The organism is Halanaerobiales bacterium, assembly GCA_035270125.1.
Taxonomy (GTDB): domain Bacteria; phylum Bacillota; class Halanaerobiia; order Halanaerobiales; family DATFIM01; genus DATFIM01.
On sequence record DATFIM010000127.1, the window covers coordinates 1 to 12384 of the forward strand.

Genomic DNA, 12384 nt, shown 5'->3' on the forward strand with positions numbered 1-12384 from the left:
TATCCAGAGAAAATCACTTGAAAACTATAAGAAGTGGTAGTAAATATAAAAGCAGAAAGAAAAAACTCAACTATAATATGCAATAAAAGAGACTTTTGGTATTTATGAAATTTTTCACTTAATAGATAATGAACTAGCTCTGAAACAGTTGAAATAAGATAACCTAATATACTACCAAATATTAGATAAGCTACAAAAGTTTTTAATTTATCCTGATGAAACTGATAAAATGCATAATAATATGTTAGAGAAATAGAAATTCCAATAATTAAACTTAATTTAATATCTTTTTTTAATATATCCTTTATTCTAGATTTCATTTTATTACCTCCTTACAAGGTCATTATCAATTGCTTTTATAACCGCCTGAGTTCTATCTTTTACATCCAATTTCCTTAAAATATTACTAACATGACTTTTTACTGTTCTGGGAGAAATATATAAATCATCAGCAATCTCTTTATTACTTAAACCTTTAACAAGTAATGATAAAACTTCCATTTCTCTATCTGTTAAAGGCTCTGCTACTACTTTTTTACCTGCTGCTCTCTGCATTATCTTTTTTGCCACTCTGGGATGCAGCATAGGTTCACCTTTTTCCGCAGCTTTTATTGCTTCTACTAATTTTTCCGGTGATGAATCTTTCATAAGATAACTTAAAGCACCTGCATCAATTGCTTCAATTACTTCCTGATCTCTGTTATAACTGGAAAGAATAATTATTTCTGTTTTCAAACCTGCACTTTTTACATCTTTAGTTATTTCTGTTCCATTTTTGTCCGGTAAACGAAGATCAACTATGGCCACCTCAGGTTTCATTTTTTTTATTTCTTTAACTGCCTTCTCTCCTTTTTCAGCTTCACCGATTACTTCTATATCATCCTGGGTTTTAAGATAGGTTCTTAAACCTTTTAAAACAAAAGGATGATCATCTACTAAATAGACTCTAATCATCTTATCCCCACCTTTTCTATGCTAGTTTAATTATATTTCATCTAAATAAAAATTTCATCTATCATAAGAATTATTTTAAAAAGAAAAAAGTAGGAGAGTTATCTCCTACTAAAGTATGACAAAATTATATTATCTTATTCATCTTTATTTTTTTAATTTCTAATTTCTATACCTTTGTCTGTTATATTAATAATCTCTTCTTTATATAATCCTCCAATAGCTTTTTTGAATGTTCCCTTGCTCATTTCCAGCTCTTTTTTTATTTTATCAGGAGAACTATTATCATTTAAAGCTAAAAAGCCATTTTCTTCTTTTAACTTATTCAAAATTTTCTTTTTTGCATCTTCTATTCTACCATAACCTGGTTTTCTCAAAGTAACATCAATTTTATTGTCATCTCTTAGATTTTTAATATAGCCATTAGTTTCTTCGCCAACTTTATAATCTTTATAAATATCTTCTTCATATACCAAACCAAAATATTTATTATTAATAATAACCTTTAATCCTATCTCAGTTTTTCTATGAATTGTAATATCAACTTCATCACCTTCATTAAACTCTACATTTTTCGGTCTTTCTTTTATACCTTTAGATTTTATTTCTTCACTATCCATATTATTGACTCCTTCTAATAATCCTTTTATTTTTTAGCTTATATTAAACTCCATCTATCTCTTCAGTTAACTCAATAATCTCATCTATAATTTCACCAATATAATCTATTGTATTTAAAAGAGGTTTTTCAGTTGTGATATCTACCCCGGCCATCTTAGCTAATTCGACCGGTTTTTTGGTACCTCCTGCTTTAAGAACTTCACGCCAATCATCTACAGCTTCCTGTCCCTCTTCTTTTATCCTTTTACTTGCTTCAGTGGAAATAGTAAGTCCGGCACTATAGGTATAAGGATAAAGTCCCATATAATAGTGCGGCTGTCTCATCCAGGTAAGTTCTGCTCCTTCATTAATATGGGCAGCATCTCCCCAGAACTCTTCTAAAGTATCTCTTTTTAGCTTGTTTAAAGTTGGAGCCTGAACACTTCCTCCATCCTCAATTATCTGATATACTTTTCTTTGATAATGAGCTTCCAATAAATGAGTAACAAAATTATGATAATAAGTACGACTTAAAAGAGTTGATAAAACCCATCTTTTCATTCTTTTATCCTCTACTGTATCCATTAAATAATTAGTCATTAACATTTCATTCATTGTTGAAGGTGCTTCTATGAAATAAAGTGATGGTCTGGTATCAAAAATATTTTGATTTTGCTGGGCCAGATAAAAATGACCGGCATGACCTAATTCATGAGCAAGTACAAAGGCCTCTCTCATCTGGGCTGTCCAGGAAATCAATACATAAGGATGTTTACCATAAGGAGTAGAACAAAAAGCTCCTGTTGATTTACCTTTATTTTGAACAAAATCAATCCATCTCTCGTCAAAAGCATTCTCTACCATTTCCAGATAGTCATCACCCATTACCGAGAGTGCATCTTTTATATGATTTTTAGCTTCATTAATAGTGATTTCAGGTTCAAAATCAGAATCAACACTCAGTTTTAGATCAGCAAAAGTCATCTCATCCAAACCGTGAATCCTCTGTAATAACTTAGCGTATTTACGCATATGAGGTGCCAATTTTTCCATAATAAGATCAATCTGTCTATTGTATAATTCTTTATCAACTTCCTGATCAAAAAGAAGATAATCTATAACAGAATCATGACCTCGCTGATCTGCTATAGTCTTTTCTTTTTGAACCTGAGTCTGGTAATTAGTAGCAATCGTATTTTGATATTTTCTTAAAGTATTGGAAAATTTCTTAAAAGCTTTTCTTCTTAATTTTGTATCTTCTTCAAACTCCCATTCCCCTTCAAAAAGAACAAAAGATAAAGGGTATTCCTCTCCATCTACTTCAAATTTGCCAAAATCCATATCTGCCAATTTTGCCTGATTATATATTTTATATGGAGCATCTAAAGTATTAGATAAAGCTGCCAGTACTTTTTCAGCTGAGGGAGGTAATACATATTCTTTTCCTCTCAGAATTTCCTTTAAATAACCTCTATTCTCTTCAGATTTTTCCATAGCTTTTTTTATAATTTCTTCATCAAGTTGAATAATCTCTGATTCTATAAAAGACATTTTGCTTTCAATTTCTGATGATATATTTCCCTGTTTCATCTGTCTTTTTTGGTTTTCTTCATTAGTCTGATCAACTGCAACAGCTAGAGAAGCATAATTTCCAGTAAGAACTACCATTTCATATAAATTTCTTAATTTGTCCAAACAGGTATTAATATTTTCTGCTGAATTGAGATTGCCTTTAAATTCTTCTTCAATTTCTGCTGCTAAATCTTTTGCATCTTCTACCATTTTTTTATATTCTTCTTCACTACTAAAAATATCATTAAGATTCCAGGTTAAATCCTGCTCCACTTCTGCTCTTGTTAACATTTCTTCTGCCATTATCTTTCCTCCTATTGAGATATTTTATATTATTTTACAATTTTATACTCCAATATATAACTTCACTAAAAATTAGAATTTTCCTTTAAATTTCACTATTTTTAATTAATTTTTTATCTTAAATCGAGTAATCTCTGGATAAGAATTAAAGCGGAAAGGAAGTAAACTGGTTCCCAAACCTCGATTAACATAGAGGATAGTATTTCCTATCTCATATTTACCTCTTAAATATTTTGTTTCAAAAAGTTTATTTAATAACAGTTTACCGATCAAGGGATAGATTATCTGACCACCATGAGTATCTCCAGCTAATACTAAATCAATATCATAATTTTTAATTGAATCAATAATATGATAGGTATGAGAAAGCAAAACATTATAACCATCAGACAGGTCAATCCCTTTTACTGCCTTATCTAAATAATCATGACCTCCATCAGGACTTCCTACTCCTATAAGATTAATTTCATTTCCATTTATAGATATTTTTGTACTTTCATTTTCCAGAAAAGTTATATTTTCTTTTTCAAATTTATTTTTTATTTCTTCAATATTTCTTTGATAATCATGGTTTCCTGAAACTGCATATACTTTAGGAGTAAACTCTAATTCATTTATAAAGCTAATAAATTCATCAATTTTATCAACATCGTTAAGATAATCACCTGTTAAAACAACTAAATTATATTCTATTTCTTTTAGTTTACTTTTAATGTTTTTTTCTAACTTACCTTTACCATCAAAATGAAAATCAGATAATTGTAAAATAGATATTTGATTTGCTATTTTTTCAGATTTTAGATTAACATTTTCAACTTTAACTTTAGTAGTATGATGATATAATACCCATACTTTTGCGATAATAATTATAGATAAAATAATAAAAAAGTACATTAAATGACCTCCCTACAGATAATTAACTGGCTTATTTGATTAGATTATTTACAACAAACTAACCTTTACTATTAATGCTAACACTGTTGCTAAAATCCCAACAGCAGTTCCGGAAAAAAGCTGTGTTATTTTGTGTCTTCCCAGTTTTAAACGTGACCAAAAAACTAATGGTAAAATAAGATATATATACCAGTATTTAAAGCTAATAAAATACAATAACAAAGTAAATGGACCGGAAACTCCTGCGGCATGGCCACTTGCTTTATGACCAATTACGGCATTAACAAAAGAAAGAATAATTCCCGAAAATAGATAAGCTACAAATACTGTCTTAACTCCTTTTGGAGCATTAAAGACAAAAGAAAATATATTTCCTGAAATATATCCGATAACTGCCAAAATGAAAGCAAGCCTTCTTTCTCCACTTCTACCTTTATCTTTATATTTAGGTATAACATTTTTTAAAGGGTAAGCCAAAATTGGAATAACAGTTAAAAAAACAAGGGAAAATAAATACCAGAGAAAACTATTATTATATATATTAGCACTATAAAAATATAATGTTGTTAAAACAAAAAGTCCAATAAATGGTACAACAGTAATTATACTTATCCATTTTGCCAATTTTTTAGCCATTTTAAGTCCCTCCCTGTCATATATTAACTTATTCATATTTTGCTTAATTCCTGCATAATACTAAAAATCCCGAATCATAAGATCCGGGATTATAATAAATTATTTAATTATCAAATTTTTTTAGATAAGTTTATATTCTTTAAGTATTTTTTCTATTTCGGTTCCTTCTATTTTATTTTTTATTTTTCTTTTTTCTAAGTCTGAAAGATCAAGTTCTGGTTTTTCTCCTTCAAATAAAACTTTTACTGCATTTAACAAATAACGAATATCATATCTTGAGCCAAACACTTCAGGTACTCCCTTTTCAACTCCAGTTAAAACATAGACTGCCTCCATAGCTGTTCTACCAGAATATTCAATAGTAAAAACAGTATCTCGAGCAGGTTCATCCAATGTTTCGGCAAATTGACCTAAAAAGGCAAAATTAACTGCATTTTTAGGAACCACATAAGGACGATCTCCAAATTCGCGGGGCATGAAATGTGAGGTTATATAGGGCATCATAACCGGAATTGCTGAACAAGTTTCTGCCAGTTCATCAATTTCATCTTCAGGAACCCCCAGATGATATAACCATTCTTTAGTGATCTCATTACCTGTACAATCTTTCATTGGCTTTTTAATATAATCTCCAGGAACATCTGTAAATAAACTATATAACCAGACTACAATATCATCTTCAGGTTGACCATAATACTGTGGCTGACGATTTACTGTCCAGCTCATAAGCCAGGATGAATCACGAGCTGTGACTATTCCACCTGTAACAGTACCGCCATTATAAGGAGAACGCCCTGTAATCTCTTCAATGTATTCAGGTACCTGTTCATTATGACAGGTTACCGTACAGGATTCCCAATTAGATTTTTCAGGTTGAGAACAAAATTTTTCTGGATTACCAAAGTCATCAGACTGCTCAGCTATATTTTTCCACAAATTCCAGATACCTTCATCTTTTGCTTCTTTTTTAAATGGAGCTGGCGTGTTATCATCACCATATCCGGAATCTTCAGTCATAGAACCATTAGTGACAAATACTAAATCATCCTCTGATAAATCAATAGACATATCATTATTATCTTTATCTCTGGCAACTATTTTTTTAGCAAATTTTTTATCATCTGATATTGAAAATTCAACATTATCAACTGTAACTCCATATTTAAAATTAGCTCCTTGATCTTTTAAATATTTTACCATTGGTTTAACAAATGAGGTATATTGATCATGTTCTGAAAACATTAACATTGAAAGATCAGGTAAACCATCAAGATGATGAATAAAACGATTCATATATAGTTTCATCTCTAAAGCACTGTTCCAATTTTGAAAAGCAAACATTGTTCTCCAGTAGGTCCAAAAATCACTGTTTAAAAGTTTATCTGAAAGAACATCCTCAATAGCTTTATTCTCAAGCTTTTCGTCCGGTATAAGTACAAAATCAATTAATTCTTTTGCCAATTCTGGACTCAAATTCAATTTACCATTATCATAACGTTCACCCCGATTGTGAGTTATACGACAATTACTATAGTTTGGATCATCATAATTTTGATAATAAAGACGTTCTAAAACAGTCTGATCTGGATCTTCGGTAGAAGGTAAAGTGCTAAACAAATTCCATAAAACTTCAAAATGGTTTTCCATTTCACGTCCTCCACGGGCTACATAACCTTTATTTTGAAGAAACTGTCCATCAAGAGAACCTCCAGGTACATCCAATTTTTCCAAAAAAGTAATATCATTTCCATCCATTTGTGCATCACGTATTAAAAAACAGCCTGCTGCTAAAGAAGCAATACCTGTTCCCACTAAATATGCTTTTTTATCTTCAATTCCTTCCGGCTTTCTGGCATCTACTAAAGAATGAAGTCTTCCATTTGTAAGTTTTAATCTGTCATCATGTGTTTTTAATTCCATTTTGCCACTTCCTTTCAATAATTAAAGTGATTTAAGTTTATTGTTCACTTCTTTCTTAAATTTATAATATTATCTTTCAATAGCTTTCACAATAGATAAAAAAACTGCGATGTTTGAATTTCAAACACCGCAGTCCAATTGCTTAAATTTTAAGCATATATATTCTTTTGTTTAATTAGAAAAACTCCCTCTCATCTTTTTGCCAGATATTTTCTAAATCAACACTTCTTTTTAGGGATAAGGCAATATTACCATTAAATAACTTGCCTATTCTTTTAATTATAATTTCAGTATCTTCTTCCATTCCACCTTCAATCCACCTTAAAACCATTTCTGTTAAAGCACTTTGATAGAAAGTGGCTATCAAATTTTTATCACCTTCAGCTGCTGGAATATCTTCACTTTTTTTCTGAACATAACGAGTCATAATATTTCCAGATACATTATATATATAATCTTCTAATTCTTCTCTACGTATAGAATTATATATATGATAAATAGCCTTTTTATTTTCTAAAGCAAATTCAGCTGCCAGAAGAAAACTTTCTTCCCAGGAAAGTGTATCATTATATTCATCAATAACTTTTTGTAGCTCAGTTTGAAAAATCTCAGATAAAATTTCATATATATCTTTATAGTGATAATAAAAAGTATTTCTATTAATTTCACATTTTTCAGCTATATCTGTTACTGTTATTTTATCAAGTGGTTTTTTGTTCAACATTTCTATAAATATTTCACGAATTAAATTTTTAGTATATTGTTTAGCCATTTTACCACTCCTCTTTTAGGAAGAGTTATATATTTTAATTTGAATGCCAAATAATGATAAACCCTATAATTGCCGAAAAAATAAAGACTAAAGGATTGTCAAAATTAGACGGTATTATCATGCGAATAGATCCCAGGATAAGACCAACAAAAAACCAACTCAAACCAGAATTATATCTTTTATATAATCTGGAAAAAAGATTTGATAAACCAAAAATACCTAAAAGTGCTCCTATAAAAAATATAGTAAGTACCAGCAGTTCAAGATTAGCAATAGCAGCTATCATATCACCATAAATCCCCATTAAAATAAGGATAGTCCCTCCTGGAACACCAGGAATAATCATTGCTGCACTGGATAGAGCTCCACCTATTAAAAGTGAAAAATTATTAGGAGGTATATGACTTACTACCCCAAAATCAGAAAGTCCTGCTAAAAATAATCCCCCAGTTAAACCTATTGCTAAAACTGCTCCTCGTTTAAAAGTCAATTTAAAATCATCACCTAAAACAGCTTTTATAGAAGCTAAAATGCACCCCAATAAAAATCCTAAAATTACTAAAGTATATGATTCAAATAAAGTGGCAAAAATTCTCCCACTGAGGAAAATTCCTAAAATTGAGCCTCCCCCAAAAGTAAACCAGCGAAATATTTTAAAACTGGCTATATCTTTCATCATATCTTCATATAAATTAAGAACTAATAACATTGTCCCCCCACTTATGGGAGTTATTATAACAAGTCCAACTACCAGCCCTTTCCAAAATTTATTTAATTGTTCTATAAGCTTATTTCTTAGTATATTCACTAATTATGTACTCCTTATATTATAATTTTTTTAGTTAGTTATTTGCTTTAACTATATCAAATTACAATAACTAATTCAATAAAATAAAACCCTATACAGGAATACTTTTTCCTGTACAGGGCTTAATGATTTGAATTCAATTGTTAACCTTTAATAGATCCAGCCAAAATACCACGGACAAAATAACGTTGTAGAGCAAAGAAAATTACTAAAGGCACTATAATTGAAATAAAGGCAGCTGAAGTAAGTAAATGCCAATTTTGACCATAAGATCCAACCAGATTTGAAAGGCGAACTGTTAAGGGAGCTACATCCTGAGTTCCTCCCAGATAAATTAAAGCAACCAGCAAATCATTCCAGACCCAGAGAAATTGAAAGATAACCAGTGAGGCAATTGCAGGTAATGATAGTGGTAAAGCAAGTCTGGTAAAAGTCTGCCAGATAGAGGCCCCATCAATAACAGCAGCTTCAAATAATTCATCAGGTAATGAATTGAAAAAATTATGAAGCATAAAAACTGCAAAAGGCAGTCCATAACCAGTATGAGAAATCCAGAGAGCAGGGAAGGTTCCTGATATCCCCAGCGTATTATAAAATTTTAAAATTGGAATAAATGTCATCTGAAAAGGAACAACCAGAAGGCCAACAATTAAAGAATAAATAAGGATTCTACCTTTAAACTGTAATTTTGCCAGGGCAAAAGCAGCAAAAGAAGCTATAATAACTGGAAAAATTGTTCCAGGAATAGCTACCATAAAACTGTTTTTAAAAGCCTGAGCCATTCCGCCACTAAATAATACCTGTTCATAATTTTCTAAGGTAAATTGAGTAAATTTTAGAGGACTATTTAATACTGTCCACCAGCCTGAACTATTCACCTCAGAGGCCGGGCGGATAGATGTAATCAATAAACCCATTGTCGGTAAAATCCAGATTAACATCACCAATAATACAAAGCCATGTAACATAGTTCTTGGCAGTAATTTTTTAATTAATTTTCTCATTATTCTTCTCCCCTCATACGATTAATATTTAGCACAATCACCGGAATTACACAGAGGAAAAGGATAACCGCTATTGCACTGGCCCGTCCATAATTTCTATATTGAAACATTTCCTTAAACATTCGATTGGCTATTACTTCTGTATCATAATTACCATTAGTCATAACATATACTATATCAAATATCTTTAATACATTTACTACCATTGTAGTTGCAACTACTGCAATTGAAGATTTCATCCAGGGTAAAATAACATGCCAGAATATCTGCCATTCATTGGCACCATCAACTCGGGCTGCATCCAGCAAATCCTGAGGAATACCTTTATAAGCTGCTGAAAGAATAACCATACAGAAACCGGTCCAGATCCAGATCCCTACAAAAATCAAAGATAAATTGTTAGTCCAGGGACTTTCCAGCAACCACCCCTTTGGCTGTCCCCCAAACATAACCATAATCTTATTTAATAAACCAATTTGTTCTGCACCTGGAGGTCGATAGGTGTAGACAAACTTCCAGATTACACCAGCCCCAACAAAGGAAACTGCCATTGGCATGAAAATAATAGACTTTGTTATTTTTTCATATTTAACTCTGTCTGTTAAAACAGCCAGGATAAGCCCCAAACCAACAGTAACTGCTGTAAAAATAATCAACCACATTAAATTATTACGAAATGAAATTAACATTGACCGATTTGTAAATGAATAGATATAGTTTTTTAACCCTACAAAACTTTCTAATTCCTGATCTAAAAAACTAATAATTACAGTGCGAATAGTGGGATAAATTAAAATCAAAAGTAAAACAAAAAGAGCAGGCCCTATAAGTAGGGCCGCCCATAATTTTTCATTTTGTTGACTGCGCATATTACCCCTCCTGACCAAAGTTGGGATTAATTTTTAATTAATATGCCTCTTCTGCTGCATCTTCTAATCTTTGTAAGATATTATCAAGATCCTGACCGCGGACATAATTTAAACTTTGCTGCCAGAAAGCACCAGATCCAAGTGAGGAAGGCATTGAATCAGAACCATCAAATCTAAAGGTATCTGCATTACGAAGCATTGCTGCCATTTCTTTGGTTAAATTATCAGGGTAGGCGTTAGGATTAATTTCTTCATTTACTCCTAATTTACCTAATTCTGAAACCCAGATCATCTGTGCTCCAGGTGAGGCCATATAACGCATGAATTTGCGAGCTGACTCATTATTATCCATCATACTTAACATATCAGCTGCTCCTAAAACTGGATTACCGTGTTCTTCATCTATTGGAGGGAAAGGGAAAAAGTCAAAATCTTCACCAGCAACAAGGTCTGGATTATTGTCTTTAATGAAACTGGTTATAAAACTGGCCTGACGATGTAGATAGGCATTTGGTGAATCGGCAAAAAGAGCATTAACCGAGTCGCCAAAATTGGTAGCTAAGACATTTGTAGGACCACCATAGACTCTGTCAGAATCACGAGTTATTTCACCGAATATTTCAAAGGCTCTTTTTACTCTTTCATCTGTCCAGGGAATTTCATGATTGACCCATTGATCATAAACTTCTGGGCCAGCTGTTCTAAGCATTATGTCTTCTATCCAGTCAGTTGCAGGCCAACCACTTGCTTCTCCTGATTCTAGACCAATGGCCCAGGGGGTATCTCCATTTTCAATCATTGTATCTGTCAATTCTTTTAATTCATCCCAGGTTTCAGGAACTTCATAACCTTTTTTCTCAAATTCCTTAGGATTGTACCAGACCAGACTCTTCACATCAGCAGAAATAAAAAGACCATACATTCCATCTTCATATTCAGCCAGATCAATCCACTTTTCATCATATTCTTTTCTAAATTCATTCATATCAAAAACATTTTTTAAATCAACAAGATTTCCATCTTCTGCATGATCCTTCATCATTCCCATTCCGGTAAGATGGACAATGTCTGGTGGATTTCCTGCTTCCAGACGAGTTGTGAGAAGAGTAGGGAGATCTCTAGTACTTTCATGTTTTACTTCAATTCCTGTAGCAGCCTCAAAAGATGCAGCTACTTTTTTGAAGGCATCTAACTCCTGACCACCCCAGACACTCATCACTGTGATAGAATCTTCCTGAGCCTGAACCTCAACTGAACCACCAACAAGAAGGCCAAACACTAACACCACGCTAAGCAACAGTGATAAAGATCTTAACATTTTACATTTCCCCCTTTTTTATTGTGAGTTAAATTAAGAACTCTTTGTTAATAATTATACCACTAAGTGAAATAATTTTCAAAATATTTATAATGACTCTATTTTATTTTATTAAATAATTTAACTCCTGGTATTTTTTCAAAATGTTTATCTAAACTATATACTTTTGCATCATTAGATATAGCAACTGCTGAAATAATTATATCAGTTAAAGGAATTGTAATACCTTTTCTCCTTAATTTATTTGAAATATTTCCAGCTTTCTTCCAATTTTCTAATGTTATTTCCAAATAAGGAATTGCATCAATAGAATTTTTGAGTTTTTCATATTCCTTTTCAGTCTTTACCCCCTGTAATAATTCTGTAACTATAGGACCTGTCATAAACAAACAGTCTTCCATAATTCTTTTCTCGATGAAATTAACAATATTAGTATTATTATTAAAATACTCAATCCAAATTGAAGTATCAACTATTATTTTTTGTTTCTTCAATTTCAGCACTCCTCAACTTATCAATAGATTTTTCGTCAAATTCTATTTCTCCTTTTAATTTCATAAACTGTTTCAATTTTCTAAAACGAATAGCATCTATTAAAGCATTTTCTACCATTTCTGATTTACTATTTGTATTATATATAGCTTCTGCTTCCTTAATAATCTTTTCTGACAAATTTAAGGTGGTTCTCATTATCATCATCTCCCTCATAATAATTATACATCATTTTATTATGATAA

Annotated in this window: 14 protein-coding genes; all 14 read right to left on the reverse strand. The window is 31.4% G+C overall.

The genetic code is table 11. The annotated features are described in order from the left end of the window. A partial coding sequence (locus tag VJ881_06565) for a hypothetical protein (protein HKL75713.1) occupies window positions 1-320 on the reverse strand: 320 nt, incomplete at its 3' end. A gap of 4 nt (window positions 321-324) precedes the next feature. Continuing rightward, entirely contained in the window at window positions 325-954 is a 630-nt protein-coding gene (locus VJ881_06570) for a response regulator transcription factor (protein HKL75714.1), read from the reverse strand. A gap of 152 nt (window positions 955-1106) precedes the next feature. After that, window positions 1107-1571 (reverse strand): hypothetical protein, encoded by a 465-nt coding sequence (locus VJ881_06575; protein ID HKL75715.1) that lies wholly within the window; start codon window positions 1569-1571, stop codon window positions 1107-1109. Between the two features lie 43 nt (window positions 1572-1614). Further along, complete coding sequence (pepF, locus tag VJ881_06580) at window positions 1615-3426, reverse strand: oligoendopeptidase F (GenBank protein ID HKL75716.1); 1812 nt, start codon at window positions 3424-3426, stop codon at window positions 1615-1617. A 105-nt stretch (window positions 3427-3531) separates the two neighbouring features. Further along, complete coding sequence (locus VJ881_06585; GenBank protein ID HKL75717.1) at window positions 3532-4320, reverse strand: metallophosphoesterase; 789 nt, start codon at window positions 4318-4320, stop codon at window positions 3532-3534. A 48-nt stretch (window positions 4321-4368) separates the two neighbouring features. After that, the gene (locus VJ881_06590; GenBank protein ID HKL75718.1) at window positions 4369-4956 is read right to left on the reverse strand and encodes a hypothetical protein; all 588 of its coding nucleotides are present in this window, start codon (window positions 4954-4956) and stop codon (window positions 4369-4371) included. A 120-nt stretch (window positions 4957-5076) separates the two neighbouring features. Beyond that, window positions 5077-6876 carry an oleate hydratase gene (locus VJ881_06595; protein ID HKL75719.1) on the reverse strand — a complete coding sequence of 600 codons (1800 nt, stop codon included), beginning with the start codon at window positions 6874-6876 and terminating at the stop codon, window positions 5077-5079. Window positions 6877-7051: 175 nt separating this feature from the next. Continuing rightward, a complete protein-coding gene (locus VJ881_06600) occupies window positions 7052-7648 on the reverse strand; it encodes a TetR/AcrR family transcriptional regulator C-terminal domain-containing protein (protein ID HKL75720.1) in 597 nt (198 codons plus the stop codon). A 34-nt stretch (window positions 7649-7682) separates the two neighbouring features. After that, window positions 7683-8456, reverse strand: a complete 774-nt coding sequence (locus VJ881_06605; protein ID HKL75721.1) for a DUF368 domain-containing protein — start codon at window positions 8454-8456, stop codon at window positions 7683-7685. 143 nt (window positions 8457-8599) lie between these two features. Beyond that, window positions 8600-9460 carry a carbohydrate ABC transporter permease gene (locus tag VJ881_06610; protein HKL75722.1) on the reverse strand — a complete coding sequence of 287 codons (861 nt, stop codon included), beginning with the start codon at window positions 9458-9460 and terminating at the stop codon, window positions 8600-8602. Further along, window positions 9460-10329: a sugar ABC transporter permease gene (locus VJ881_06615; GenBank protein ID HKL75723.1), complete on the reverse strand. Its 870-nt coding sequence runs from the start codon at window positions 10327-10329 to the stop codon at window positions 9460-9462. Before VJ881_06615 ends, VJ881_06610 begins: the two co-directional genes overlap by 1 nt. A gap of 37 nt (window positions 10330-10366) precedes the next feature. Next, window positions 10367-11647, reverse strand: a complete 1281-nt coding sequence (locus VJ881_06620) for an ABC transporter substrate-binding protein (protein ID HKL75724.1) — start codon at window positions 11645-11647, stop codon at window positions 10367-10369. A 98-nt stretch (window positions 11648-11745) separates the two neighbouring features. After that, window positions 11746-12141, reverse strand: coding sequence for a PIN domain-containing protein (locus VJ881_06625; GenBank protein ID HKL75725.1), 396 nt, complete (start codon window positions 12139-12141; stop codon window positions 11746-11748). Further along, window positions 12116-12337 carry a type II toxin-antitoxin system VapB family antitoxin gene (locus VJ881_06630; GenBank protein HKL75726.1) on the reverse strand — a complete coding sequence of 74 codons (222 nt, stop codon included), beginning with the start codon at window positions 12335-12337 and terminating at the stop codon, window positions 12116-12118. Before VJ881_06630 ends, VJ881_06625 begins: the two co-directional genes overlap by 26 nt. Window positions 12338-12384: the final 47 nt, after the last annotated feature.

What these genes read in the sequence shown, in the direction of transcription:
- VJ881_06570 (HKL75714.1), bottom strand. Translation starts at nt 954, where the DNA reads ATGATTAGAGTCTATTTAGTAGATGATCATCCTTTTGTTTTAAAAGGT.
- VJ881_06575 (HKL75715.1), bottom strand. Translation starts at nt 1,571, where the DNA reads ATGGATAGTGAAGAAATAAAATCTAAAGGTATAAAAGAAAGACCGAAA.
- pepF (HKL75716.1), bottom strand. Translation starts at nt 3,426, where the DNA reads ATGGCAGAAGAAATGTTAACAAGAGCAGAAGTGGAGCAGGATTTAACC.
- VJ881_06585 (HKL75717.1), bottom strand. Translation starts at nt 4,320, where the DNA reads ATGTACTTTTTTATTATTTTATCTATAATTATTATCGCAAAAGTATGG.
- VJ881_06590 (HKL75718.1), bottom strand. Translation starts at nt 4,956, where the DNA reads ATGGCTAAAAAATTGGCAAAATGGATAAGTATAATTACTGTTGTACCA.
- VJ881_06595 (HKL75719.1), bottom strand. Translation starts at nt 6,876, where the DNA reads ATGGAATTAAAAACACATGATGACAGATTAAAACTTACAAATGGAAGA.
- VJ881_06600 (HKL75720.1), bottom strand. Translation starts at nt 7,648, where the DNA reads ATGGCTAAACAATATACTAAAAATTTAATTCGTGAAATATTTATAGAA.
- VJ881_06610 (HKL75722.1), bottom strand. Translation starts at nt 9,460, where the DNA reads ATGAGAAAATTAATTAAAAAATTACTGCCAAGAACTATGTTACATGGC.
- VJ881_06615 (HKL75723.1), bottom strand. Translation starts at nt 10,329, where the DNA reads ATGCGCAGTCAACAAAATGAAAAATTATGGGCGGCCCTACTTATAGGG.
- VJ881_06620 (HKL75724.1), bottom strand. Translation starts at nt 11,647, where the DNA reads ATGTTAAGATCTTTATCACTGTTGCTTAGCGTGGTGTTAGTGTTTGGC.
- VJ881_06630 (HKL75726.1), bottom strand. Translation starts at nt 12,337, where the DNA reads ATGAGAACCACCTTAAATTTGTCAGAAAAGATTATTAAGGAAGCAGAA.